We start from the raw sequence: 24,234 nt of genomic DNA on the forward strand, positions 1-24,234 counted from the left end.
ATTCCGCGTCGATCATAGTTATGAAATACGCGGTCATCGTTCCAACACTGAACGCGGCAAAGGAGTGGCGGGATTTCAGCCACTCCTTGCTGGAAAATACGCCTTGCGAGACCGTCCTCGTCATCGACTCGGAGTCGACGGACACGTCGGTCGCCCTTGCGCGTGCCTCTGGCATCCGTGTTCATGGCATCCTTCGAAGGGAGTTTGATCACGGCGCGACACGGCAGTTGGCCGTTGATCTGGTTCCCGATGTAGACATCCTTGTCTTCCTGACCCAGGATGCTGTGATCGCAGGTTCGGACAGTATCAGGAATCTTTTGCGGTCCTTTGAGGATCCAGAGGTCGGAGCGGCGTATGGACGTCAGCTGCCGCGCTTCGATAGCCGACCAATCGAAGCGCACGCAAGGCTCTTCAACTATCCTGCTGTCTCTGTACTCCGCGACTATTCCTCTCGCAAAGATCTTGGCTTCAAAACGATCTTCATCTCAAATTCTTTTGCCGCCTACCGTGTGTCTGCGCTGAAGGCTGTCGGAGGTTTCCCTCGGGATACAGTCTTCGGAGAAGACACGATCACTGCGGCCAGACTGGTCAAGTCCGGATGGAAGATCGCGTATGTGTCCGATGCTCAGGTTTATCACTCGCACAGCTACACATGGCGCCAGGAGTTTCGCCGCTACTTTGATATCGGAGTGCTGCACTCGCGTGAGAGCTGGCTGATCGATGAGTTTGGTGGCGCAAGCGGCGAAGGAGCGCGGTTCGTTCGTTCCGAGTTGCATTCACTCTGGCCGAAGCACTGGTGGCTGATTCCCTCAGCGCTGATTCGTACCGCGCTCAAGCTTGTGGGATATCGGCTGGGCAAGCTTGAGAGTCATTTCCCCAATGGACTGAAGCGCAGGCTGAGTATGAATCGGGGTTACTGGACGTAAGTGAGTCCGTGGTGCAGGTGAAGGATGAATCCTCACCTGCAGACTTCTTTACTTCCGTAATGCGAGCTCGGGATTCCAGGTGATCTGGAACCAGCCGCTGGTGTTGTGCTGCGAATTTTGCATGTAGGACGGAATCAGGAAGCGCTCGTACTGCGTGAAGACCTGCGCGGACCAGTGCCGGTTGATGGCAAAGCTGCCGTTGACGAAACCGTCGGTGATAGTCCCCCCGTTGGGCAGGAAGCCGTTGGCGATCTTGTCCTGGCGGTAGCCGCCCTCGACGCGTGTCCTTGAGGAGAACCAGTAGCCGCTGCGCGCTTCAATGGCGCGCCCGTCGCGACCGACGGCATTTCCCAGCAGAAATCCTTTGTTGGTATTCGAGTCGAGATACTGGTTGTTCATGAAGAAGTGTGTCCCGCCAAAGTCATAAACGAGGCCCTGGCTGCTGACTGCTTCGACGCGCAGGTCCATGTGCGGCAGTCCGGGCAGGCGCGCGAAGTAGATGCCGGGGTTCCAGGCGGCACGGCGTGGTGCGGAGATCGGGCTGGGATCGTCGTCGGAGTAGCTGTCGGCGTAGAGGGTGACCGCGTGCTTGAAGAAGGGCAGACGGTAGCGGAAGTCGAAGTTGCTCTTGCGGTCACCGGGATCGAGGCGATCACCGTAGGGAGCGGCACCGTTGCCGACGTAGCTGCCGGTGGAGTTGAAGCTGAAGAGATTGTCCTTGAAGGAGTGGAAGGTGATCGGGTGGCCGACACCCCAGAAGACCGACCAGCGAGTGAAGCTCAGCTCGAGCGCATTGCCGAAGTTGAAGCTGACCTTCTGCCCGTTGAACCAGGGCCGCGCCGGGTAGGAGTGGCCGGAGAGCTTGCCGAGGACGATGTCGAAGCGATAGGTGCCCCACGACGGCACAAGTGGAAGCGGGTGCGGGCGCGTGGAGACAAGGCGGGCGTTGTAGGTCGGCTCGGCGTTGCTGGAGAAGGAGAGCGGGCCCATCGTCGTCGGACCCCAGTAGATCTGCTGCTTGCCGAAGGTGAGGGCGTTGCCGCCGAAGGCGATGCCCGCGTACATCTCGAGCGGTCGCTGGCGCGTGTAGGCCGCGATAGCCGGGCACGGGCGCGATGGTGGGGTCGGTCGTCTGGATGCGGCCGATGCCTATCTGGTTGATGAGCTGGTTAATCGCAGGCGTCTCGTTGGGACGTCCAGGGCTCTGCTGCATCTCTTCGCGGGCGTAGAAGAAGAGACGGCCATAGTGAGCGCGGGCGGAGAAGCCGGCGATGGCGCTGGTGCCGCGGCCGAGCGGACGGCCAAAGTCGTTCCACCAGGTCTGGCCGAAGTTGAAGCCGTCGTAGAGCGCGGGGCCGGCGATGGTGCCGACGCGGGCGTAGGAGCTCTCAAGGGCCAGCTCCTGCGTCGTGGTGGATTCGCTGGAGAGCTCGCGGTCGAGGTCGGCGATGAGGCGCTGCGCCTCGGCGACCAGGCCGGGATCGCTGTTCACGAGGCGGTCGGCGAGCTCTTCGGCCTGTTCGAGCTGACGCTTGCACTCCTGCCGCGTCCAGGGGCGGATGGAGACGTTCTGCGTGGGGATCAGGCCGAGGGAGCCAAGACGTTCGAGCGCGGGATAGATCCAGCTGTCCATGGGCACATTGGTCGAGCCGATGGTGTCGGGATCGCCGTCAAAGAGGCGCGGCGGGCGGTGCGCGATGGGATCGGGCGGAAGGGCGAACTGCGCTGGCGGCGGAGGCGTCGGCATCGGGCCAAGCGCGGAGGACGAGGTGCTGCGCGCGACGTAGTTGTCGGGTACCGGCGGCGAGTCGTAGGGGTTCAGCGAATAGTTGTGGTGCGCGTTATAGACGTAGCGGCCGATCAGCCAGCCGGAGACGCTGGCGACGAGGACGTCGGAGGGGAAGTGCTGTTCGGCGAGGACGCGGCTGACGCTGACAGCGCTGGCCATGCTGTAGACCGCGGTCTTGCTGAGCCAGCCGGGATACTCGGAGGCGATGACGGCGGCGGTGGACCAGGCCATGATGGCGTGATTGGAGGGGAAGGAGCCATCGTTCCAACCGGCCTTGAAGAACTTACCCTGCGCGTTGTCGGTCAGCGGACGTTCGCGCTGGAAGACGGCCTTGAGGGCGATGTTGACGGCATAGCTGTTGGCCAGCGCCTCGGCGGCGAGCAGGCCGGTTTCGCGGGCCTGCGGCGCGTTGTTGATGAGGCTCCAGGAGTAGGTGGCGGCGGGGATGGCGACGATGCCGGCGAGAACTCCGGTCGATAAGTTGTCGGCCTTCTTGCGGGAGTCGTCGTTGAGGTCGATCGCCTGCGTCATCGTGTGATGATCGCTGCCGATCAGCAGGCCGGTCGCGGTGGCGAAGGGAACGAGCCAGATGGCGTCCTTGGGACGGATCCTTGCCGGGCTGGTCCAGATGACCTCCTGGTCGCGGAGCAGGCGCTTGGGCATGCCTGTGAGGGTGATGTCTCTGGACTCGGAGGTATGGTTTGCCGCAGCGGTGCTATCGAGCGGATTCGGATGCGCGGCGCTTTGCTGCGGCTGTGGAGCGTCGGGAAGTGAGCTGGAGGAGCCGGTTTGCGCGAAGCCGTAATAAGAGGGCAGCAGGGTGAGGGCCGCGAGCAACAGCGGTAGGCTGGCCCTTTTCGTCGATGCATCCATAAGAGGTTACGAGGTAGCAGGCTTTTGGGGAGCGAAACTGACCCTCTTCTCGGAGGCTAACACAGGAAGAAGGTGTGGTTTGAGGCTGCCTTTCGCGATGGACAAGGGTTAGTACGGCCCTCCCCGCTGGATTTACGCAAAGTATTCAAAAGGAAGGAGATATTTCAATGGTTACGGAGGTAGAGGGTGTCTGGGTAACGTGCCGATCTTTCGTCCCACAACCAGAATAGCAAGCGAAAGGGAACTGTTCGGCAGAGTGTATCTGATTGTTTATGAATAAGTTAGTGCATTACGGCGCTTGACAGATCTTGTCGGCAGAAACCTTTGGGATGAATGGGGGTTCATTGTGAGTGCGGTGCCTGCAGGGACTGCACGGAGGTTGTGATGAGGGCCACTTTGACGTCGATGGTTGCGAAGGTGATGACGGCTGGAATGCTTGGCGCTGCGCTGCTGCTGGCTGCTCCGAAGAAGGCCGAGGCGCAGGTGAGCGTGGGTGTGGTGATCGGACACCCGGTGTATCGCGGCTATCCTGCCTATCGCTATCCTGCGTATCGAGGCTACGGTTACGGCTATCCCGCAGGCTACTACGGGGGTGGCTACTACGGCCCGGTTTACCGCGGCTACTATGGAGCACCGTACTATCGCGGCTATTATGGCCCCCAGCGGGGACGGCAGGTGTGGGTGCACCCCGGTTATCGAGGCGGCTATCGGGGTAGCTACTATCGCCGGTAAGAGTCTTGAACGAGGTTGAATGAGCCGGGCCACGGGAATCCGTGGCCCGGCGTTTGTTTTTTTAGCTACGAGAACGGCGTTTATGAGGATTCATGTGCCGACGTCAGCTCAATATTGTTCGATGAGTGCATCGCCCTGTTGTCGACAGTTGGCACTAAGGACATTGACGTCTCCATCGATGTCAGTGCGTGACTAAATGTCTCTTACGGCTCGGTAACGTGCAAGAAACGTTTGAATCGCTTCATGGACGACTTGTTTGCGGCGATCTTTTGAGGGAGACTTGCCCGCACCAATGATGCGCGAGGAGAGCAACGGTTCGTTGATAAGACCGATGAATTGAGCTGCCGCTAACTCCGGATCGGAGAGCTCCAGGGCCTTGGTATCGCGGAGCACGCCGAAGTACTCGATCACGGAGCGTCGAGCCGAACCCCGACCGAAGGTGAAGAAGCTTTCGGCCAGCTCTGGAAAGTGGATGCTTTCGGCGATGACCATCCGGAGGAAAGCGACTGTTTCTTCAGGGACCCAGAACTCTGCAATCGCATTCCCGATTTCGAGCAGCGCCTCCTCTGGAGTTCGCTCCGGTGCCGTCCGGCTGACGATGTGATCGATCGGCATCTTTTCCCAGAGCAGGGTCAGGGTGGCGTCGAAAAGAGCCTTCTTGCTTGCAAATTGGTTGTAAACGGTCTGCCGGCCTGCGCCAGACTCCTTCGCGACTATCTCCATGCTCGTGCCTCGATAGCCCTGCGCGAGGAAGGTGCGAGCGGCGGCTTTCAGGATCTGTTGTCGCTTCGTCGAAGCTTCTGTTTCAAGCGTTGGTTTCCGCTGGGCCGATGTAGGCATGGTGCTCCTCCGCCTATTGTCGCCGGTATTTCTATCTGCGTGCGGATCGTTGCACCCTGCATCGAGTCCGCAGCATCTATAAGACTGTACTGTACAGTACAGTTTAATGCCAGGCTACTTCGTTTATTGGGACAGGCTAGCTGATTGAACGGTGCTCCGGCACTGGAGGAAAAAATGAAAGTCGCATTTAAAGATGAATCGTTTGCATTCGAATTCATACGCAACCTCGGCTTCACGTACTACGGAGGCGCGGACATCGGCGAGATGATGGCAGCTGCGGGACGTATTGAGGAGGGTGACTTCGAGAGTTGGTCTAAGGAATGGAGCACGCTGGCCCAACGTATCTTGTCGCGGGCTGACACCAGCCTGGCTGCAGGGCATTTGAAAAGTGCCCGCGAAGCATATCTCCGCGCCTCCACCTACTTCAGGACGGGCGAGTTTTATCTGCATGGCGATCCGGAAGACCCGCGCATCCTATCGATGGCGAGGGCTTCGCAGAAGGCATATTCCGAGGCAGCCAAGCTTACTGGGCCAACCTGGGAGCCGGTCGAGATTCCCTATGAAGGAACCACGCTTCCGGGATACTTCTACAAGGTGGATGATTCCGGCGAGCCGCGTCCCACACTCATTTTTCACGGTGGCTATGACTCTAGCCTTGAAGAGCTTTTCTATTTCGGAGCCGCCGCTGCCGTCCGCCGTGGATACAACTGCCTGACGTGGGACGGGCCAGGACAGGGCATGCCCATGCGCGAGCAGAGGCTTACGTTCCGGTATGACTGGGAAGCCGTTGTGACGCCAGCAGTGGATTATGCCCTGAGCAGGCCGGATGTCGATGGCGACAACCTGGTCTTGATGGGAATGAGCTTGGGGGGCTATCTCGCGGCCCGTGCCGTAGCGTTTGAGCATCGGTTCCGGGCAGCCATTTTCTTTGGCGGCGTGTACGACTTGCACGAAACCATTCAACACATGATGCCGAAAGAAGCATGGGCCGCTCTCGAGGCCGGGGATACTGAAGACGGCGAGACGATCATCCGTGCAGCCATGGAGAACAATACGGGCCTCCGCTGGGCCATCACACAGGGTGTCTGGTCGTTCGGCGCTGCGAGCATCAGCGATTTCATCTCAAAAACAAAGAAATACACGATCAAAGATGTTATCGGCCAGATCAAGTGCCCGTGTCTGGTAGTAGAAGCTGAAGGCGACATGTTCTTCAAAGGCCAACCACAGGTAGTTTATGACGCCTTACGATCGCCCAAGAAGCTGTTCGAATTTACCAGCGAAGATGGCGCCGAGAACCATTGTCAATCCGGCGCTCTGGCCTACAAAGACGAAGTGGTCTTCAACTGGATCGATGAAACTCTGAAGCTGCGCGACGGCCATAAGGCATAACGGATGGCCCATTTGCATCTTGACGGATGCGATGCCGGGAATTTTCCATGCAGTCGGCAATCTAGACTGCATGGAAAATTTCTTAAGCCGGGGCTCAGTGAAGGTACGTGCCGCCAGAAGCCGAGAGCATAGCGGTCCAGGAATCTACAGTATGCCCCAGGGCCAATCCGGACAGGCTCGATGGTTCTGGGTTGATGCCAAATCGTCGATGCCAAATCGTCGATGCACTCATCGAGGAGATTAGTAACGGGAAGTCGCTTGTTGGAAGTGACACTGAACTCTTACCCGAGACGGGTTTTGTAGCAGCTTCGCCACATCTTGCGCCTGTCTGTTTTCAGCGGATGGTGGTGAGTGGAGGGGCGGTGTAGTCGAGTTTTGGGTACCAGTCGGCAGGTCGGCCGCGCGGGGTGAGGTCGAGGATGTGCCAGAGGGGGTCGGGGTCGAGGTGGCCGCGCGGGTCCTGACCGGGGTCGGCCATGTCGAAACTCATCTCGGCGGCCCAGAAGTGGCGGATGGTGCCGTCGCGGCGGGTGAAGACGTGCATGGCGGGCATGTCGGCGTCTTCGGCGGAGACGTAGGTGCGGGTGTAGTTGCCGCTGGGGTCGGAGAGGAGGGGGAGGAAGCGCCAGCCGCGTTCCTTCTGGAAGTCCTTGAGGCGTTGGAGCGATGAGCGCGCGGTGACGGCCATGGCGACCTGCTGGAGAGCGTTGCGGGCGGCGGTGTCCCAGGTGTCGACCAGGGCGGTACACATGGGGCAGGGGCGATCGCGCTGGGGGCCGAACATCATGCTGTAGACGATGAGGGTGTCTTTGTCGCCGAAGAGCTGGGAGAGGCGTGTGGCGCCGTTGGCGCCTTCGAAGGCGAAGTCCTCGGGGATGCCGCCGCCGGGCGGAAGGGCGCGGCGCAGCTCGGCGACACGTTCGGCTTTGCGGCGCAGCTCGATCTCTTCGGTGAGGAGGGCGTTGCGCGCGGCGCGGTACTCGGGGGATTCGTTGGGCTGGTGGGTGGTGTTCTTTGCGGCGAGTTCGGTTGCGGGGGTGAGGGGCATTCGTGGCTCCTTCAGATTTCAGATTTCGGCGTTCGCGATTTTTCAGGCAGCCCAGATTTTTGGATGAGTGCGGATGGCGGGGGTTGTCCCTTTGGCGAGGGATTGTGACGAGCGGACGGGCGAGAGAGACGGGCTCGTTGGTCTATGATCTCAACCGAGAGGAATTCCCTTGAAATTGATACGCCAGATTGCCTTGCTGTTTTTTGTGGCTGCTGCGTCAGTGAGTCTGCATGCGGAGTCGAAGCCGGTTCGCGTCGTGATCGTGGGACTGGTCCATGGCCATGTGAAGGGTTTTCTGCACGAACTGCCGAAGAGCAGCGATGCCAAGCTGGTTGCCATCGTGGAGCCGGACAAGGCTCTTGCGGCGAAGTATGAGAAGGAGTATTCGCTGGACCACTCGCTCTTCCATACGGATCTGGATGAGACGCTTGTGGCCACTCATCCCGATGCTGTGCTGGTGTATACGACGATTCTGGATCACCGGCGCGTCATCGAGGCGGCGGCGAAGCGTGGCGTCTCGTCGATGGTGGAAAAGCCGCTGTCCACGACGATGGAAGATGCGCTTGCGATTCGCTCCGCTGCACGCAAGTACAAGGTGCATGTGCTGGTGAACTACGAGACGACGTGGTATGCGTCGAATGCCGAGGCGTTGAAGCTGGCGGAAGACAAGAAGCTGGGCGACGTCCGCAAGGTGGTGGTGCATGACGGGCATGAAGGGCCGGCCGAGATTGGTGTTGGGCCGGAGTGGCTGCCGTGGCTTACGGACCCGGTGCGGAACGGTGCGGGTGCGCTGTTCGACTTCGGTTGCTATGGAGCGGACCTGGCGACGGTGCTGATGCATGGCGAAGCCCCGATCAGTGTGACGGCTGTTTCGCAGACGGACAAGCCTCAGCTCTATCCGCATGTCGAAGACGATGCGACGATCATCCTGCACTATCCGAAGATGCAGGCGGTGCTGATGCCGTCGTGGAACTGGAGCTTCGCGCGCAAGGACATGGAGCTGTATGGGACTGGCGGACTTGCCATCACGGTAGGACCGGCGGGGATGCGTACGCGTTTCAAGGGAGAGAAGACGGAACAGACGTCCGAGGCCCCCGCGCTGCCGGCGAGCGAGGCGAGTTCGTTGGGATATCTTGCGGCGGTGCTGCATGGCGAGGCGAAGGACGCGGGCGATCTCTCGGCGCTGGATACGAATGTTGTGGTGATGCAGATTCTGGATGCCGCGCGTACGTCCGCGGCGACGGGACGCACCGTGATGCTGAAGGCTTTGCCGCAGTAGAGACTTCAGCGCGGCATGAATTGAGGATTGCGGCGGTGCTGCGATTGCTATGGAAAGCCTTCAGCTTAAAGGCGGTTTCATTTCAGGGCGAGGGAAGGTCTACGGCTTTTTCGGCAGCGGCCTGGGGCCGGGGCCATCCTTGGTGATTTTGATGGGGTTGATGTTGCCGTCCTTGTCGAAGGTCATGCGGTCGATGGCCATGACGCGCTGGTTGGCTCCGGTGGTGCCGATGGGGTGGTAGTGATAGACGATGTACCAGTCGTCGGTGTTGGGGATCTGCACGACGGAGTGGTGGCCGGGGCCCTTGGCGAGTGCGGGGTCGGTGGAGAGGATCTTGCCGATGCGGGTGAAGGGGCCGGTGGGGCTGGTGCTCTTCGCGTAGGCGACGCCGTAGGTCTCGTTCTCCCAGCTGCCCTCGGACCACATGAAGTAGTAGACGCCGTTGCGCTTGATGACGAAGGGGCCTTCGACGTAGTGCTCGGGGGTGATCTCCCTGTACATGCTGCCGTCCTTCATGGGGATGACGGACTTGAGATCGGGGGCGAGGCGGGCGACGACGCAGTGGCCCTGGCCGCCGTAGTAGAGGTAGATGCTGCCGTCGGTGTCCTGCATGATGAAGGGGTCGATGGGCTGGGCGCCCTCGTGGAACTGGCCGATGAGGGGCTTGCCGATGGCGTCGACGAAGGGGCCGCCGGGCGAGTCGCTGACGGCGACGCCGATGCCGCCGGGGAAGGTGTCCTTCTTCTGAATGTCGTTGGCGGCGAAGAGGAGATAGTACTTGCCGTTGAGATGGATCGCGGTGGGCGCCCAGATGGCGTAGGCGGCCCAGCTGACGTTCTTCACGTCGAGGACATCCTTGTGCCTGGTCCAGTGGACGAGGTCGGGCGAGGAGAAAGCGTCCATGGAGGTGTGCAGAAGGTAGACGGGGTGGATGACGTGGCCTTCGCGGAGTTTGGTCTGCAGCGGGTTGAATGATTTGCCGGCGTTGTCGGAGTCGGGGCTGGAGGAGGTGGGGTAGATCCAGTACTGGTGGTCGAAGATGCGGATCTCGGGGTCGGCGTACCAGCCTTCTTTCGAGAGATTGGCGGTGGCCTGGGAGTAGCCGGTGGCGGCGAAGGCGAGCGAGGCAGTGAGGGCAAGTGCGGCAGTGCGGAGGGTTCGGGTCACGGCGCGTCCAGTCGTTTGAGGAGTGGGCAGCGTGGAGGCCGCCTGCTGGGATTGTATGGGCCTGAGGGCGACGCTGGCGTAGGGTTGCCGCCATATGTGGACGCGAGGCGGCTATGCGGAGATGTGTATGGCTTCGGGGAGAGGATTCGCCTAAGCTGGCTGCATGAAAACAATGGAGACGCCGCTGGAGGCTATCGAGACGATGCCCCGGGCGACGAGTGGAGGCACGAATGAAGCAATTGGCTTTGGTGCTGTGCATGGGAGCGATGATGCTGCCGGGCATGCGGGTGAAGGCGCAGGAGAATCAGCCACCGGCGAACATTGCGGGTACGTGGACGATCTATGCGGACAATATTGAGAAGCAGGGCAGCTCGCTGAAGACGGTGCAGATTACGCAGAACGGAAACATCCTGAGCGGGAAGTTCAAGGGGCCGCACCAGTCGGGCAAGCTGCAGGGCTGGGTGAACGGCAATCATGTGGAGTTCAGCACGGACACGCGTGAGGTGCTGACGTTTCGCGGTCAGATTGAGGGCGGCCTGATGTCGGGGTTATATGGCATCAATGGGCGTCACGCGCCGTGGAAGGCTGAGCGGGCGCAGTAGCGATCTTCGCTGTGCGTTGAGAGACGATTCGGGTTTGGTTCATTCCCACTCATGCCGCGATGAGGCTGCGTCATGAATGGGGCACCCGATCTGTTGTGGCGCTGCGGGCGAAATGCGGGGGTTCCTCGGTTCGCTGCGCTCTCTCGGAATGACAGGGTGTTGCTGGTCGAGTGAATGAGCAGGGGTGTTGCTGGTCGAGTGAATGACAGGGGTGTTGTTAGTCGAGCGGGCGGTAGTAGCTCTGCTCGGGAGCGGCGCAGGACTGGCAGAGGATGGTGCCGCCGGTGGCGGTGATGTGGCGGTCGTAGTTGATGCCCTCGCCGCATTGGGCGCAGGTGATGCGCTGGGACTTGTAGCCGGGCATCTCGCGCGGGTGTAGCGGGACCTGCACCCACTGTTCGCTGAAGAGGTCGGCGTCGGGCATCTCGCGGTAGGCGAGCATCTGCTGCTGGTTCTTGTTATCGATGTGGGGGTAGAGCTCGCGGGCGCGCTGCTTGGAGCTTTCGAGGGCGGCGATGCGGATGCCTTTGTAGATGGGGGTGTCGCCTTCGGTGGCGATCTGCTCTTTGAGGTCGACGAAGGTGGCGGCCATCTTGCCCCAGTCACGAAACTTGATGGCGCGCTTGCCGAGACGGCATCCGGTGACGACGGCGATGGCGTCGGTGGCGCAGCGATCGATCTCGATGAAGGTGACGAGACGCTTGCGGTCGGTGGTGCGCGGCTCGGCGATGTTGAGGCGGCTGCAGCCGAGCATGGCGAGGCGTACGCCGAGGATCTGCCCGGCGCAGAGATGGCCGTGGGCGATCTCTGCCTGGTGAAGGAGGTCGTCGAAGGGCTCCATGTGTCGATGATAGATGGCTCGGGTTGGGAGTGGCAGCGCAAGAAGATACATGGTGGCAACGGCATGGGCGATGAGTTCGAAGTTTTTGCAGGGCGTGGTGCGATATTGTTGAGGAGCCGCGCGCGTTGAAGCGGTTGTCGTGGAGGTTGTTGTGGGCATTGTCTGGAGGCACTTTGCGCTGGGATTCAGTGCGCTGCTGCCGCTGATCAATCCGCTGGGGTCGGCGCTGGTGTTTCTTGGGCTGGTGGGGATTCAGCCCAAGGAGGTGTACAAGTCGCTGGCGCGGCAGATCGCTATCAACATGGTGCTGTTCCTGGCGGTGATTGAGCTGATCGGGTCGTATCTGCTGTCGTTCTTCGGGATTTCGCTGCCGATTGTGCAGCTGGCGGGCGGCATTGTGGTGGCGGCGATTGGCTGGGGGGTGCTGAACCAGACCGGCGATAACGACTCGTCGAAGAGCGCGGTTGCGGAGGCGGGCTCGCAGGCGATGTCGACCAAGAGCTTCGAGTCGAGCACGTTTTATCCGCTGATGTTTCCTGATTACGGCGGGGCCGGGAAGCCTGGTCGTCATGCTGACGCTGAGCGCGCACACGATGGAGGGCACGAGCCTGACGGATACGCTGCTGGCGCGCGTGGGGCTGATGATCGCGGTGCTGGTGCTGAGTGCGCTGGTGTACCTGTGCTACGGCTATGCGCCGCAGATTGCGGCGAGGATCTCTCCCACGACCGTGCATGGGATTCTGCGCGTGATTGCGTTCATCCTGCTGTGCATCGGCGTGCAGATTGCGTGGAACGGGCTGGAGGCTCTGCTGAAGACGGTGCTGCAGACGCATGGATGATGTGCGTCAGCGCTGCGAAGCGGGTTAAGTAGAAATGTTAGGCGGGATGAATAGAAAGAGGAGGCTGCCCACGCAGCCTCCTCTTCTTTTTTGCGTGACTGCTTTCGTGTGCCTGTTCAGCGCAGGTTGGGATCGACGGCGACGACGAGCTTGCCGTGGCCGAGGCGGTTGGCGGGCGATCCGGTGTAGGCCTCGTTGGACGTCGGCGAGCGGAACGACGGCGTCGACGTAGGTCTTGAGTTTGGCTGTGTCGATCATGGCGGCGATCTCCATCAGCTGGCGGTGGTTGGGCTCGACGATGAAGAAGGATTCCTTGATGCGCGGGTCGGTGGAGTCCTCGTGGTCGGAGGTGATGGTGATGGCGAAGCGTCCGGGCTTGATGAGGGGAAGCGAGCGGACGAGGTTGTCGCCGCCGATGGTGTCGAAGACGATGTCGACGGGGCTGGTGACGAGCTCCTCGAAGGGAGTCTCGCCGCGCGAGTCGATGAGTTCTGCGGCGCCGAGCCTGCGCAGGAAGTCGAAGTTGCGCGGAGCGGCGGTGGCGATGACGTGGGCGCCGTGCATGTGCGCGATCTGTACGGCGAAGAGGCCGACGCCGCCGGCGGCGCCGTGGATGAGGACGCGGTCGCCGGGGTGGAGATGGCCGCGATCGAAGAGGCCCTGCCAGGCGGTGAGCGCGGAGATGGGTACGGTGGCCGCCTCGGTGGGCGAGAGCGTGAGCGGTGCGGGAGCGATGGCGGTGCCGCGGGCGAGGATGTACTCGGCCAGAGCTCCGTCTTCGAACCAGTCGTTCATGCCGAAGACGGGCTGACCGACGACGAGGCCGGAGGCGCCTTCGCCGAGTGCGGCGATGACGCCGGAGAACTCGTGCGCGGGGATGGCGCCGGTGCGGGTAGCGCCGGATTTGGTGCGGGTGGTGGGATACCACTCGAGTTCAGTGCGGATGACTCCGGCAGCGGAGACGCGGATCAGGAACTGACCGGGGCCGGGCTGGGGTTGCGGGACTGTGGCTTCGACCAGCTGCGTGTCTGCCAGACGCATAACCTTCATGGCGCATCGTCTCCGAGGTAAGTTGTGTCGATGCTACACCGACATGGTTGCAGAGGATGTGATGCGGGGTACAGGTGCGTGGTGCGTGGGGTGTCGTGGGGTGTTGTGGGTGCTCGTGCGGAGAAGGGATGGCGCCGTGGTCGAAAAGCAGGTTCCTCCACTTCGCGCTGCGCGCTGCGGTCGGAATGACAACTTTTTGGGGGCGATGGTTCAGCCTTCGATGTCTCCTGAGCCTTCGATGCCTTTCTGAGCCTTCGATGCCTTCCTGAGTCGTCGATGTCTTCCTGAGTTTCGACGATCCGTGTCATGCAATGTTCACGGAGGCAATTCCTACGCATTCACGGCGGCTGCTCCTCGACGTTTCTGTATGGTTTCGTGCGGCGGCTCGATTCCTGATGTCGCTGGAGCCAGTTTCAGTTGCCGTCGTCGTTGTCGCCCTCTTCGAGGAGCGAGGTGGTGCCGATGACGTCGTAGGTGGCGGGCTGGCCTCCGGTGGGCTGGATGGTGACGGTGAGCGGCTGGCGCTGCCAGTGGGCGGGCTGGCAGACGGGGAGGAAGTGGTTGGGCTCGGGCCAGCGGCCGATGGTCTTCTGCACGACGGGGCGGCGTGCGCCGAGCTGGGCGACGATGACGTTGAGGCTGCCTCCCTTGCTGGTGAAGGAGGTGCCGCAGTAGGCGGCGTAGTCGCGGAACCAGACGGCGTCGGAGACGAGGGGGTCGAAGTCGGGCAGGTGGAGCGGTGTGATGTGGCCGGTGGCGCGGTCGACGGTGATCCAGGGGCCGGGCTGCCAGATCCAGCGCGGCGCGGTATCGGCGGGGAGAGCGTCGTTGATGCGCAGGGCGCGCCGGATGGCGAAGGTGCGGTCGGTGATGTCGTGGGAGTCGCCGGTGGTCCAGTCGCGGACGCGGTCGTCGACGATGAGGGGCCGGACGCGGATGGTGGAGGTCTCGTCGGTCCTGGCTTCGAGGGTGGCGTCGGGTTGGGTGAAGGAGACGCGCCGCGGTGCTCCGAGGACGACCGTGTGGACCCTGGGCGCCCGCGGAGCAGCGGCGGAAGGCAGCCCCATGAGGGCTGCAAGGGACAGAGTGATGCTCTGCAGTAGAACGGATGTGCGAGTCACTTGAGAAAGGCTCTGCGGGTGCAAGTGAGTGGGCCGGTACGGGAGTTGTGTGGTGCATCCCTGAGCCGGCGGTGGGTGATGGGAATCGCGAGGAGGGTTCCGCGTTCCAGAGAGAACAAGGCGTGGAGCCATGCTAGCTGTCCGAGTGCAGTGTGGCGAGAGAACGGGCATATCACTTTCGGGGAATGGAACAAAAGGCGTTACGGGGGGAAATAAGTTCGCGGGGGCGGGAAGAGATTCCCGGGGAGTGCTGATTTAGTTACAAAAACTGTGGATTTCCTTGTGTGTCCGGCCCATCCTGCAAGCTCTCGCGGAGTAGTATCTTGAAAACAGGCGTTCAGGCTGACTGGCCGTGCGTCGCGAGTGGAGCCCGTCAAAGGGATTATCTCCATCCAGTGAGGAAAGGACATTTACAGCTATGTGGAAACCGAATCAGCCGGGAAGCAGCACCCCCACAACTCCTGAACCGTCGCGGCCGACTCCCCCGTCGACGCCGAGCTTTGAGGCTCCGCGCGGGGCAGGGTCGACCGGTGCGGGAGCCGCAGTCTCAACCGGCGAGCAGGCCACGATCGGCAAGTCGCTGGTGGTGAAGGGCGAGGTCACGGGATCGGAGTCGTTGTACATCGACGGCAAGGTCGAAGGCGCGATCAACCTGCCGGGCAACCGCGTGACGGTTGGCCGTAATGGCCAGGTGGCCGCCAACATCGTTGCCCGCGAGGTGGTGGTGCTGGGTAAGGTTCGCGGCAACTGCCAGGCGAGCGATCGCGTGGACATCCGCAGCGAAGGTTCGCTGACGGGCGATGTGATTGCAGCGCGCATCTCGATCGAGGACGGCGCGTTCTTCAAGGGTGGTATCGACATCCGCAAGCCGGGCAGCGCCGATGCAAAGGCCGCTGCACCTGCTGAGCCGGTTGCGGTCGAAGCGTAAACAGTTAGCAGGGTCATCAGAGCGGCCTCGGCTTTTTGCCGGGGCCGTTTTGCGTCTGGGGTATTGGCGGGAGAGCAACAGGTTCCTCCACTGGGGCGCTGCGCGCCTTCGGTCGGAGGGACAACCGTGATGATCAGGCATGACACAGTGGCTTGCGGGAATGATGAGGTAGTGGGTTACAGATTGCGGGCGACAGTGAAGAGGGCTGCGGCTGTGAGGGTGGCGTAGATGGCTGGTGCGGGAGGCTGCGGCAGAGAGATCGGCTTGCGCTGAAGCAGGCGCAGGCAGGCTGTGAGGGCATAGGCGATCGCGAGAGGCATCAGCAGCGTGGTGAGCGCGTTGAGCTGCAGTGCTTCGTGAAGGTGGCCGTGCAGCAGAGCGGCGAGGGCGCGGGTGGTGCCGCAGCCGGGGCAGAGGATGCCGAAGAGATCGTGGATGGGGCAGCGCGGATAGAAGCTGTATCGATCGGGCGGGAAGCGTAGAAGCAGCGCTGCGATGCAGAGTGCGAGGAGCGCAGGCGCAGCCGCCAGTGCAAGAGAGACCGGGCGGCTGCGCTGCGTGGAGTGCATGGTTAGAATCCGCGGTAGCGCGCGGCGCGTTTGATCTCGTTGATGCGATTGAAGTGGTACTGGAAGTAGAGGCCGCCGAAGAAGAAGGTCATGATGGGGCCGAGGCGCAGGCCGACGGGCTCTGGTCCGTTGAAGTGCTGCTCGAGGGAGTTCTTCATGGAGAAGCGGTAGAGGATGACGAGGACGAAGGCGGCGATGCTGATGAGGCTCGAGACCGGCGAGCGGTGATAGTGGCCGGTGTGCATCATCGCGGCGCTGACGCCGGTGGAGACTGCGCCTCCGATGAAGGAGAGGATGACGTAGCCGATGAAGTAGTTGAGCGCCTTGGTGGCGGGCTCGATCTTGCGCAGCCAGAGGATCTGGACGAGGTCCCAGGCGACGCCGAAGAGGCCGCAGGTGCAGATGGTGAAGATGAGCACGAGCGCCCAGTGGAGATTGGGCGGATCGGGGTAGGCGCCGAGGGGAGCGCCATAGGCGGGTGCGCCGTAGGGCGCGGGGGCCACGGGCACGGGAACGTAGCCGGGTGCGGGAGGCGCTGCGGCCGAGCCTGCGCCGAGGATCTCGGCGACGGGAACCCAGCTGGCGGATTCATCTTCCCGGGCGAGATCGCTGAGGAGGACGTTGCCGCTGGCGACGTAGCGCTGCAGATCTTCGAGGGTGTAGGGACCGTAGTTCTGGCCGTCGCGTGAGACGTGGTAAGGCATGCGTGCTCTCCTTTGTGCCGACGGGGTCGTCGGGGGACTGCCCTCGTCGGCGCAGCCTCTCTGGGCTGTCTGCCGCTGAAACTATTTCCTTTTGGGAAATGTATAACAGGTGAGCCCGGGAAGGGACACTCTTTGGAGAGCATGTGATCAGACAACTTGGCGGAGCGGTGCTGGCCGTGGTGGCAGCGGTGCAGTGCGTGGCCGAGCAGCCGTGGCAGAAGATGCAGATGCCGCAGGCGGCGGAGGTGGCGAAGGCGTGGCAGAATCCTCCGTCGGAGTATGGGCCGGAGCCTTACTACGGGATGAATGGCGCGATCGATATGACGGTGGTGCGCCGCGATCTGGACCGCATGCACCTGCTGGGTTACAGGGCGGTGACGGCGCAGTACGGCGCGGGATCGCCGTTCGCGTATCTGTCGCCGGAGTACTTTGCGTTCTTCAGGAGGTTTGTGGAAGAGGCGAAGAAGCGCGATATGCGGGTATGGATCGTCGACGATGCCGGGTATCCCAGCGGCTTTGCCGGGGGCAGGTTCACCAGCGAGAGGCCGGAGCTGCGCATGCAGGCACTGCAGGTGGCGGAGACCGCGACGGTGAATGGCGGCGAGAGGTTCGAGCGCACGGTGAAGCCGGATACGGTGGCGGTTACGGCGGTGAACGCCGATGGGAAGGCTGAGCAGATTCCGTTTGCCGATGGTGCGGTCGCGTGGGCGGCGCCTGCCGGGAAGTGGACGGTGACGGTGGTGGAGCATCGCTTCAGCACATCGCCTACGCGCAGCGACACGAATCCGAAGCGGGTGAAGGATGGGTCGCAGTCGCTGGAGGATTACATGAACCCGGAGGCGACGGCGCAGTACCTTGCGTTTACGCACGAGCAATACAAGAAGGCCATGGGGGACGAGTTCGGGAAGACGATCATGGGGTTTCGCGGCGATGAGCCGGACTACTCGATTCGCGGCCTGCCGTGGACGCCGAAGTTCTTCGCTCGATTTACCGAGCTGAAGGGCTACGATGTGCGGCCGTATCTGGCGGGGCTGCTGGTGAAGCCGGAGCAGATGACGGAGAGTTCGAAGCGGGTGAGGGCGGACTATCTCGATGTCTTCTCGCAGATGTTTCGCGATGGCTTCTTCAAGCCGCAGGCGGAGTGGTGCGCGGCCAATGGGCTGGAGTACCAGGTGCATCTGAATCACGAAGAGATGGAGATGCACCTGGTGCAGAGCGAGGGTGAGTTCTTCCGCGCGATGCAGACTGTGCAGGTGCCGGGGATCGATTCGATCTGGCACCAGATCTGGAAGGACACGGTGTCGGACTTCCCGCGGCTGGCGTCGTCGGTGTCGCATGTGTACGGCAGGCCGCGTGCGTTTACGGAGAGCTTCGCGGCGTATCGTCCGGAGCCGGATGTGGAGATGGCGCGGTATGTGCTGAACGAGCAGTTTGTGCGCGGCGTGAACCTGGTGGAGACGATGTATATGCCGGCGAGCACGGCGGGTCGCATGGGGTCGCCGTACATGAGCGAGCCGGGATATCCGGCGCTGCTGGAGTATGTGCGGCGGATGAGCTATCTGCTGTCGATGGGACGGCCTGCGGCGCGGGTGGCGCTGTATCTGCCTTCGTCTGCGATGTGGATGGGCGATGAGGCGGCGGACCGGCAGTTTGTGTCGACGGAGCGCTTGTTGTCGGAGCGGCAGATCGACTTCGACATTGTGAGCGAGGATGCGCTGGCGCGGGATCTGAAGGCAGGTAAGGGCGTCTTCACGACGGAGAGCGGCAACAGCTATGGCACGGTGATTCTGCCGGGCGAGATGGTGTTGTCAGAGGCCGCGGCAGAGAGACTGCATGCCTTTGCGAAGGGCGGCGGCGAGGTGATGATGCTGGGGCATCTGCCATCGCTGATCTCGGATAAGGACTATCTGCATGCGCGTGCAGCGACACCTGCGGACTTTGCGTGGGCGAAGGTGGTGAGCGGGTCGGAGCTGGAGGAGACGCCGACGCCTCCTGCGCAGCCGCCTGCAAGTGCGCCCGGGCCGCAGGTGGTTTCGGCTTCGCTTGAAACGGCGATGCGTAGCGTGATCGAACGCGGAGATGTGGCGCTGGAGAGGCCCTCGCGTTCTTTACGGGTGATGCGGCGGAGGCTGGGCGATGCGGATGTGTTTCTGCTCTTCAACGAGGGGCCGGATGCGTTTGAGCAGAAGGTGATTCTGCATGGCGCGGGCAGGCGCGTGGAGGAGTGGGATGCGCAGACGGGCAAGACGTTTGGCGTGGGCGCGTCGCGAAGGAAGGACGGCGTGACGACGAAGGTGGCGCTGAAGGGGTATGAGGCGGTGGTGCTGGTGGTGAAGTAGTGCTGCTGTGAGCTTCGTGACAAGCAGCTTTCTTCGCTGCGCTACGGGATGACAAACAGCAAATGCGCTACGGAATGACAATGCCAAAGATGCGAAAAGAGAATGGCTTCGCCTTCGATGTGGAGGCGAAGCCATTTCTTTTGCGGTTGCGATTTATCTAGAGCGTCTGGTTGTCGGCGGTGGCCAGTTGCGTGTCCTTGGCGGCGCGGCTGATGGCGATGCGCAGGTCGGAGACCTTGTTGAGCGCGAAGGCGGGCTGCGCGGTGGGTGCGGTGACGGCGATGAAGTCGGCGCGGTCGACTGCTTCGAGATAAAAGCTGGGGCGGGCGTCGGCGGTGGCGGGTGCGATCTCGACGTGGCTCATCTCGATGCGGTTGACGTGGCGGAGGAGGAAGCCCTGCGATGGTGTGATCTTGCCGAACATGCCGGGGTCGGGGTAGCTGTCTTCTTTTTCGGGCATGACGATCTTCGCGTCTTCGGCGGTGCCGCCGCCTTGATGCTGGATGAAGATGTTGGAGAGTTTGATGTCCTGAATGGCGTGGCCGGGGATGCCGCTGAGGATGGAGGAGATGTGCGGCGCCGTGTTGTAGCTGACGAGGTTGTCGACGACGATGCGCTGCAGGGTGCCGACCTTGGTGGTGTCTTTGGGGCCGCGCAGGCGTGAGCCGAGACGGAAGAAGAGCGGTGCGTTCACGACGTCGCGCATGGTGATGTTGGAGATGGCGATGTCCTCGCAGAGGGCGCCGTCCTCGCTCTCGAGGGCGAGTCCTTCGCAGGCCTCGAAGACGCAGTTGGAGATGGTGATGTTCTTGAAGCCGCCGTTGGATTCGGTGCCGCACTTGATGCGTCCGTTGCGCGCGGTGAAGGGCTTGTCGGCGGGCATGCGCTTGTAGGTTCCGTCGAGCATGGTGCCGAGCTCCCATGACCCGGCGACGTAGCAGTTGGTGATGACGACGTTTTCGGTGGCGCGGGCATAGCCGAGGGCGTAGCTGGACTTGGGGCAGATGCCGTCGTCCCAGGGCGAGTTGACGAAGCAGTTGGAGACGCGGACGTTGCGGCAGCAGTCGATGTCCATGCCGTCGCGGTCGGTGTCGATGGTGAGGTTGTCGAGGGTCATGTTGTCGACGCCGGTGAGGAGGAGGCCGAAGTGTCCTCCTTTGAGGAGGGAGAAGTCGCGGAAGAGGACGTTGCGGCAGTTCTTCATGGCGATGGCCTTGTTGCCGACGCCGGGCTGCTCGGCCTGGTACATGGGGTACTCGCCGCGCGGGGGACGGCGGCGCTCGCCTTCGATGGGGCTCTTGTTGCTGCCGGTGCGCTCGGGGCCGAAGCCGCGGCCGTTCTGCGCCTGGTTGACGGGGCGTCCGGGGCCGGCTCCGAAGCTGAGACCTTTGCCGTAGATGAGGCCGGGGCCGATGATGGAGACGTCCTCGATGTCGATGCCCCAGATCAGCGAGTTCTTCCAGTGGTTGTGGCCGTAGTCCTGGAAGGCGTCCCAGGCGGTGTTGGGCTCGGCGGCGTCGTAGGTGCCGCCGTTGTAGCCGGTGGTCTCGCCGGGGAGCGGAGAGGCGGCGGCTTCGAGGACGCAGCCCTGCGAGAGGTAGAGCGAGACGTGGCTCTTGAGGCGGATGGAGAAGCTGAGCCAGGTTCCGGCGGGGAAGAAGACGGTTCCGCCGCCAGCGGCTGCGGCTGCTTCGATGGCCTTGTTGATGGCGGGGGAGCAGACGGTTTTGCCGTCGCCGATAGCGCCGAAGGTGCGGATGTCGAAGATGGTTCCGGCGGGGAAGGCGCCGGCAGCGGCGTGTTTGCCTGCGGCCTGCGCAAGCAGGGTGGGAGCGGAGGTGACGGCTGCGGCGGCGAGTCCCATGCTGCCGAGCTTGAGCAGGTCGCGACGGGCGGGGTTGAGCTTGTCCATAGGCTGGTCATGCTAGCAGAGAATTGGTAGGACCAGAAAGGACGGTATTGGGGCAGGGATTTCTACCGTCACCTGCCGGAGGAGTATTCTCAGCGCATCTTACGGGCAGGAGATTAGATCGTTGCGAATCGTGAGACCTTGTTTTCTTGTGGTGGACCGTGAATTTCCGGGGAGTATTTCGACACGGAAGCTGGTGATCGAGACGGCGAAGTTCAACGTGATTACGGCCTATAGCGGGCAGGAGGCGCTGGAGATGCTGGGGCGCTTTCCCGCGATCGATGGCGTGGTGATGGATGGTGAGCTGGACGATATTCCGGCGGAGTACCTGACCACGGAGCTGAAGAAGATAGATGCGACGCTGCCGGTGCTCGTGATCTGCGCGCCGGGGTATGAGGGTTGCCCGAGCGCGGATGTGCAGCTGGAGTCGTTTCAGCCGCAGAAGCTGCTGGAGGCGTTGCGCAAGCTGAAGCCGCGCGAGGCGGAGCAGATCGAGAAGCACGACGAGGACATCAGCACGGAGCGGCTGAACTAGTTTCCTGGTTTCGCGTGAGAGGGATTGATGGCGAGAGACAAGGCCCTTGAGGCGCTGGTGAACGACGAGCTGGAAGGCCGGCCCGGGATCACGCAGAAGGCGATGTTTGGCGGATTGACCTGGCTGTGGAACGGCAAGCTTGTCTGCGGAGCGCGAGCCGGCTTGATGCTGGTGCGGCTGGGTGAGGGCAACGATGCCTGGGCGCTTGCGCTGGATGGTGTAACACCCATGGTCTCGGGTAGCAGACCTATGACCGGCTGGGTCCGCGCTTCGCCTGAGGTCTATGCGAACGATGAGATGCGGCAGAGACTTCTGCGGGCAGCGCTGGAGTTTGTGCAGTCGTTGCCGCCGAAGCCGTAGCTACTTCTCTGCGTCGAGTGGCTTGCGGGCGAAGTAGTAGAGCGAGTAGGCGAGCAGGCCGAACATGAGGACGGAGACCCAGTCGTGGTGGAGCGGGTTGGTCTCGCTGAAGCGGGGGATGGTGCGGTCGGTGGCGGCTTCGTAGAGCTTCATGGCGACTCCCAGCAGGCCGACGATGCCGCCTGCTGCGATGAGTCCCGAAGCGAAGAGCGAGCCGGAGGAGATCTCTTCATTTTCGTCGCTGCCGGTGCCTGCTTTTTCGGCGGCGCGGTCGACCATCCAGCGCATGACGCCGCCGACGAAGATGGCGAGCGTGGTGCCGATGGAGAGGTAAGCTCCGACGGCGAGGGTGAGCGAGCGAACTCCCAGCAACTCGACCATGATGACGAGGGCGACGCCGAGCAGCACCAGCGACCACGGCAGCTTACGGCTGAGGATGCCGTTGATGACGGTGGCCATCAGGCGGCCCTGCGGAGCGGCGGCTTTTTCGCTGCCGATGCCCTGCGTCCACTGGACTTCGATCTGCTGCGTGGCGGGGTTGTAGAGGTACTTGCCGTCGGCGAGGGTGGAGGAGCCGATGGCGTTGAGCAGGATGTAGCTGCGGGCGTTGGTGAGTTCATGCGCATCCTGCGAACCCACCTTAGCCGCCTCCGGCGTCGAAGATGGGGCACCCGCGTTGTCGATGTGGGCCAGCGATATGCGGTCGCGGGTGAAGTTGCCCTGGTTCTGTACGCCGTCGGGCAGCGCGGAGAGCGAGAGTGCCATGGGCTTGGGCAGGCGCTGGAAGCTCTCGAGGCCCTTGTTCATCGCGTTGAGGGTGGTGCCGATGGAGAGCACGGAGACGATGACGCCGATCATGATGGCGAGCTGCTGCTTCCACGGTGTCGCGCCGATGAGGTAGCCGGTCTTGAGGTCCTGCGCGGTGTCGCCTGCGTTGGAGGCGGCGATGCAGACGATGCCGCCGATGGTGATGGCGAGAGCGCCGAAGGCGGGGGCGGTCCAACCCTTGACCAGGAAGATGGCGGCGGTGGCCATGAGTGTGGCGATGGTCATGCCGGAGACGGGCGATGCCGATGAGCCGACGATGCCCACGATGCGGGCCGAGACGGTAACGAAGAGGAAGCCGAAGAGCACGACGAGGAAGGCTGCGGCGAGGTTGGCGAAGGCTCCTACCTGCGCGCCGGGGACGGGCTTGAACTCGAGGAAGACCCAGAGGAGGACGACGAGGAGGACAGAGCCTCCGATGACGGCGGACCAGGGGAGGTCGTGTTCTGTCCGGGGTGGGTGGCCTGAGGCTTCACCGGAAGACAGGTGCGGGGTTTCCTCGGCTCCGCTGTGTTCCGCTCGGAGTGACACAGCTTTCTTGCTGGCGTTGTTCCTGCCGATGGAGCGGAAGCCCTCTGCGAGTGCGGCGAGGATGGTGGGCGCGGTGCGGAGGAGGGTGATGAGTCCGCTGCAGGCGACGGCTCCTGCTCCCATGGGGCGAACGTAGGTGCGCCACAGGTCGGAGGGCGACATGTCTTTGATGAGCGTGGTGCCGGGGTAGAGCGGCGTGGCGAGGTGCGAGCCGAAGAAGTAGATGGCGGGCATCAGCACGAGCCAGGAGAAGACGCCTCCGGCGAGCATGACGGCGGCGACGCGCATGCCGATGATGTAGCCGACGCCGAGGTACTCCGGCGTGACGTCGGCGCGGATGGCGCCTCCGCGCAGCAGGTGTTGCGAGCCGAGGTCGGGCTGGTAGTTGGGCGTGGAGGGGAAGAGGCCGAAGAGGTTCTCGTTCTGAAAGAGGGTGTAAAGGCCGCCGAGCCCGAGGCCTAAGAAGACCCGGGAGGCGAAGCTGCCGCCGCGCTCGCCTGCCATGAGCACGTCGGCGCAGGCGGTGCCTTCGGGGTAGGTGAGCGAGCCGTGCTCTTCGACGATGAGCTGGCGGCGCAGCGGGATCATGAAGAGGACGCCGAGCCATCCGCCGAAGAGGGCGAGGGCGAAGATGCGGGTGGATTCGAGGTCGAAGCCGAGGAAGATGAGCGCAGGCAGGGTGAAGATGACGCCCGAGGCGATGGACTGACCGGCGTTGCCGGTGGTCTGGACGATGTTGTTTTCGAGGATGGACGCGCGGCCGAAGGCGCGGAGGATGGAGATGGAGAGGACGGAGATGGGGATGGAGGCGGCGACGGTGAGTCCGGCGCGCAGGCCGACGTAGACCGTGACGGCGCCGAAGAGGACGCCGAAGAGGGCTCCGAGGATGAGGGCGCGGGCGGTGAGTTCGGGGCGCGATTCGCTGGCGGGAACGAAGGGCTGGAAGGTGGGCTTGGTGACGGTGGCCATCGGTTGAATCTCTCCCGCGCGCTGGTAGCGCCGTGGCTGCATGAGTGTAACAAGTGCGGCGGGGAGAAG

General features: G+C 62.6%; 21 protein-coding genes and 2 pseudogenes. 11 read left to right on the forward strand and 12 right to left on the reverse strand.

Annotated elements, in window-relative coordinates; translation table 11 throughout:
• The first annotated feature begins 20 nt into the window (after positions 1-20).
• The gene (locus PW789_RS10380; RefSeq protein ID WP_299375456.1) at positions 21-926 is read left to right on the forward strand and encodes a glycosyltransferase family 2 protein; all 906 of its coding nucleotides are present in this window, start codon (positions 21-23) and stop codon (positions 924-926) included.
• Positions 927-974: 48 nt separating this feature from the next.
• Here the strand turns inward: PW789_RS10380 and PW789_RS10385 are convergent, their stop codons facing one another.
• Together PW789_RS10385 and PW789_RS20095 are read right to left on the reverse strand one after the other, a co-directional pair.
• Complete coding sequence (locus PW789_RS10385; RefSeq protein ID WP_299375459.1) at positions 975-1,991, reverse strand: capsule assembly Wzi family protein; 1,017 nt, start codon at positions 1,989-1,991, stop codon at positions 975-977.
• Between the two features lie 775 nt (positions 1,992-2,766).
• Positions 2,767-3,588, reverse strand: a pseudogene (locus PW789_RS20095) (phosphatase PAP2 family protein); the annotation flags it as partial.
• A gap of 384 nt (positions 3,589-3,972) precedes the next feature.
• Here PW789_RS20095 and PW789_RS10395 point away from each other — a divergent pair.
• Positions 3,973-4,320, forward strand: coding sequence for a hypothetical protein (locus tag PW789_RS10395; RefSeq protein ID WP_299375461.1), 348 nt, complete (start codon positions 3,973-3,975; stop codon positions 4,318-4,320).
• Between the two features lie 192 nt (positions 4,321-4,512).
• Here PW789_RS10395 and PW789_RS10400 read toward each other — a convergent pair whose 3' ends face one another.
• Positions 4,513-5,160, reverse strand: coding sequence for a TetR/AcrR family transcriptional regulator (locus tag PW789_RS10400; protein WP_299375464.1), 648 nt, complete (start codon positions 5,158-5,160; stop codon positions 4,513-4,515).
• A gap of 174 nt (positions 5,161-5,334) precedes the next feature.
• Between PW789_RS10400 and PW789_RS10405 the strand changes: the two genes are divergently transcribed.
• Positions 5,335-6,549, forward strand: coding sequence for an alpha/beta fold hydrolase (locus PW789_RS10405; protein ID WP_299375467.1), 1,215 nt, complete (start codon positions 5,335-5,337; stop codon positions 6,547-6,549).
• Between the two features lie 334 nt (positions 6,550-6,883).
• Here PW789_RS10405 and PW789_RS10410 read toward each other — a convergent pair whose 3' ends face one another.
• Positions 6,884-7,597 (reverse strand): DUF899 family protein, encoded by a 714-nt coding sequence (locus PW789_RS10410; RefSeq protein ID WP_299375470.1) that lies wholly within the window; start codon positions 7,595-7,597, stop codon positions 6,884-6,886.
• A gap of 169 nt (positions 7,598-7,766) precedes the next feature.
• Between PW789_RS10410 and PW789_RS10415 the strand changes: the two genes are divergently transcribed.
• Entirely contained in the window at positions 7,767-8,876 is a 1,110-nt protein-coding gene (locus PW789_RS10415; protein WP_299375473.1) for a Gfo/Idh/MocA family oxidoreductase, read from the forward strand.
• Between the two features lie 99 nt (positions 8,877-8,975).
• On the opposite strand, the gene PW789_RS10420 is transcribed toward PW789_RS10415, so the two are convergent.
• Complete coding sequence (locus tag PW789_RS10420) at positions 8,976-10,043, reverse strand: glycoside hydrolase family 43 protein (RefSeq protein ID WP_299375477.1); 1,068 nt, start codon at positions 10,041-10,043, stop codon at positions 8,976-8,978.
• A 230-nt stretch (positions 10,044-10,273) separates the two neighbouring features.
• Here PW789_RS10420 and PW789_RS10425 point away from each other — a divergent pair, with 230 nt between their 5' ends.
• Positions 10,274-10,645 carry a hypothetical protein gene (locus tag PW789_RS10425; RefSeq protein ID WP_299375480.1) on the forward strand — a complete coding sequence of 124 codons (372 nt, stop codon included), beginning with the start codon at positions 10,274-10,276 and terminating at the stop codon, positions 10,643-10,645.
• Positions 10,646-10,862: 217 nt separating this feature from the next.
• On the opposite strand, the gene PW789_RS10430 is transcribed toward PW789_RS10425, so the two are convergent.
• Positions 10,863-11,645, reverse strand: coding sequence for an FmdE family protein (locus tag PW789_RS10430; RefSeq protein ID WP_299375483.1), 783 nt, complete (start codon positions 11,643-11,645; stop codon positions 10,863-10,865).
• Between PW789_RS10430 and PW789_RS10435 the strand changes: the two are divergent.
• Positions 11,638-11,964: pseudogene (locus PW789_RS10435) on the forward strand (MarC family protein); the annotation flags it as partial. The gene PW789_RS10430 and the pseudogene PW789_RS10435 overlap by 8 nt on opposite strands.
• A gap of 115 nt (positions 11,965-12,079) precedes the next feature.
• On the forward strand, positions 12,080-12,325 hold the full coding sequence (locus PW789_RS10440) for a MarC family protein (protein WP_299375775.1): 246 nt from the start codon (positions 12,080-12,082) through the stop codon (positions 12,323-12,325).
• A gap of 24 nt (positions 12,326-12,349) precedes the next feature.
• On the opposite strand, the gene PW789_RS10445 is transcribed toward PW789_RS10440, so the two are convergent.
• Both PW789_RS10445 and PW789_RS10450 read right to left on the reverse strand, forming a co-directional pair.
• Positions 12,350-13,375 carry an NADP-dependent oxidoreductase gene (locus tag PW789_RS10445; RefSeq protein ID WP_299375487.1) on the reverse strand — a complete coding sequence of 342 codons (1,026 nt, stop codon included), beginning with the start codon at positions 13,373-13,375 and terminating at the stop codon, positions 12,350-12,352.
• 413 nt (positions 13,376-13,788) lie between these two features.
• Positions 13,789-14,496, reverse strand: coding sequence for a hypothetical protein (locus PW789_RS10450; RefSeq protein ID WP_299375490.1), 708 nt, complete (start codon positions 14,494-14,496; stop codon positions 13,789-13,791).
• A 418-nt stretch (positions 14,497-14,914) separates the two neighbouring features.
• Here PW789_RS10450 and PW789_RS10455 point away from each other — a divergent pair, with 418 nt between their 5' ends.
• The gene (locus PW789_RS10455; RefSeq protein ID WP_299375493.1) at positions 14,915-15,424 is read left to right on the forward strand and encodes a polymer-forming cytoskeletal protein; all 510 of its coding nucleotides are present in this window, start codon (positions 14,915-14,917) and stop codon (positions 15,422-15,424) included.
• 176 nt (positions 15,425-15,600) lie between these two features.
• On the opposite strand, the gene PW789_RS10460 is transcribed toward PW789_RS10455, so the two are convergent.
• Positions 15,601-15,993, reverse strand: a complete 393-nt coding sequence (locus PW789_RS10460) for a DUF2752 domain-containing protein (RefSeq protein ID WP_299375496.1) — start codon at positions 15,991-15,993, stop codon at positions 15,601-15,603.
• A 2-nt stretch (positions 15,994-15,995) separates the two neighbouring features.
• A complete protein-coding gene (locus tag PW789_RS10465) occupies positions 15,996-16,697 on the reverse strand; it encodes a DUF4339 domain-containing protein (protein WP_299375499.1) in 702 nt (233 codons plus the stop codon).
• Between the two features lie 143 nt (positions 16,698-16,840).
• On the opposite strand from PW789_RS10465, the gene PW789_RS10470 reads away from it, so the two are divergent.
• A complete protein-coding gene (locus PW789_RS10470; RefSeq protein ID WP_299375502.1) occupies positions 16,841-19,036 on the forward strand; it encodes a glycosyl hydrolase in 2,196 nt (731 codons plus the stop codon).
• A 157-nt stretch (positions 19,037-19,193) separates the two neighbouring features.
• On the opposite strand, the gene PW789_RS10475 is transcribed toward PW789_RS10470, so the two are convergent.
• Positions 19,194-20,948 (reverse strand): glycoside hydrolase family 28 protein, encoded by a 1,755-nt coding sequence (locus tag PW789_RS10475; protein WP_299375505.1) that lies wholly within the window; start codon positions 20,946-20,948, stop codon positions 19,194-19,196.
• Positions 20,949-21,078: 130 nt separating this feature from the next.
• Here PW789_RS10475 and PW789_RS10480 point away from each other — a divergent pair, with 130 nt between their 5' ends.
• Positions 21,079-21,480, forward strand: a complete 402-nt coding sequence (locus PW789_RS10480; protein WP_299375778.1) for a response regulator — start codon at positions 21,079-21,081, stop codon at positions 21,478-21,480.
• A 27-nt stretch (positions 21,481-21,507) separates the two neighbouring features.
• Entirely contained in the window at positions 21,508-21,840 is a 333-nt protein-coding gene (locus tag PW789_RS10485) for a TfoX/Sxy family protein (protein WP_299375509.1), read from the forward strand.
• On the opposite strand, the gene PW789_RS10490 is transcribed toward PW789_RS10485, so the two are convergent.
• Positions 21,841-24,165: an OPT family oligopeptide transporter gene (locus tag PW789_RS10490; protein ID WP_299375781.1), complete on the reverse strand. Its 2,325-nt coding sequence runs from the start codon at positions 24,163-24,165 to the stop codon at positions 21,841-21,843.
• Positions 24,166-24,234 lie beyond the last annotated feature (69 nt).

Origin of the sequence: Edaphobacter sp. (assembly GCF_028283685.1) — a bacterium.
Lineage (GTDB): Bacteria > Acidobacteriota > Terriglobia > Terriglobales > Acidobacteriaceae > Edaphobacter.

Excerpts from the sequence above, each read along its gene's own strand:
- PW789_RS10460 (WP_299375496.1), bottom strand. The coding sequence starts at position 15,993 with ATGCACTCCACGCAGCGCAGCCGCCCGGTCTCTCTTGCACTGGCGGCT.
- PW789_RS10490 (WP_299375781.1), bottom strand. The coding sequence starts at position 24,165 with ATGGCCACCGTCACCAAGCCCACCTTCCAGCCCTTCGTTCCCGCCAGC.
- PW789_RS10475 (WP_299375505.1), bottom strand. The coding sequence starts at position 20,948 with ATGGACAAGCTCAACCCCGCCCGTCGCGACCTGCTCAAGCTCGGCAGC.
- PW789_RS10395 (WP_299375461.1), top strand. The coding sequence starts at position 3,973 with ATGAGGGCCACTTTGACGTCGATGGTTGCGAAGGTGATGACGGCTGGA.
- PW789_RS10385 (WP_299375459.1), bottom strand. The coding sequence starts at position 1,991 with ATGTACGCGGGCATCGCCTTCGGCGGCAACGCCCTCACCTTCGGCAAG.
- PW789_RS10440 (WP_299375775.1), top strand. The coding sequence starts at position 12,080 with ATGGAGGGCACGAGCCTGACGGATACGCTGCTGGCGCGCGTGGGGCTG.
- PW789_RS10445 (WP_299375487.1), bottom strand. The coding sequence starts at position 13,375 with ATGAAGGTTATGCGTCTGGCAGACACGCAGCTGGTCGAAGCCACAGTC.
- PW789_RS10425 (WP_299375480.1), top strand. The coding sequence starts at position 10,274 with ATGAAGCAATTGGCTTTGGTGCTGTGCATGGGAGCGATGATGCTGCCG.
- PW789_RS10405 (WP_299375467.1), top strand. The coding sequence starts at position 5,335 with ATGAAAGTCGCATTTAAAGATGAATCGTTTGCATTCGAATTCATACGC.
- PW789_RS10485 (WP_299375509.1), top strand. The coding sequence starts at position 21,508 with ATGGCGAGAGACAAGGCCCTTGAGGCGCTGGTGAACGACGAGCTGGAA.
- PW789_RS10400 (WP_299375464.1), bottom strand. The coding sequence starts at position 5,160 with ATGCCTACATCGGCCCAGCGGAAACCAACGCTTGAAACAGAAGCTTCG.
- PW789_RS10430 (WP_299375483.1), bottom strand. The coding sequence starts at position 11,645 with ATGCCCACAACAACCTCCACGACAACCGCTTCAACGCGCGCGGCTCCT.
- PW789_RS10465 (WP_299375499.1), bottom strand. The coding sequence starts at position 16,697 with ATGCCTTACCACGTCTCACGCGACGGCCAGAACTACGGTCCCTACACC.
- PW789_RS10455 (WP_299375493.1), top strand. The coding sequence starts at position 14,915 with ATGTGGAAACCGAATCAGCCGGGAAGCAGCACCCCCACAACTCCTGAA.
- PW789_RS10410 (WP_299375470.1), bottom strand. The coding sequence starts at position 7,597 with ATGCCCCTCACCCCCGCAACCGAACTCGCCGCAAAGAACACCACCCAC.
- PW789_RS10380 (WP_299375456.1), top strand. The coding sequence starts at position 21 with ATGAAATACGCGGTCATCGTTCCAACACTGAACGCGGCAAAGGAGTGG.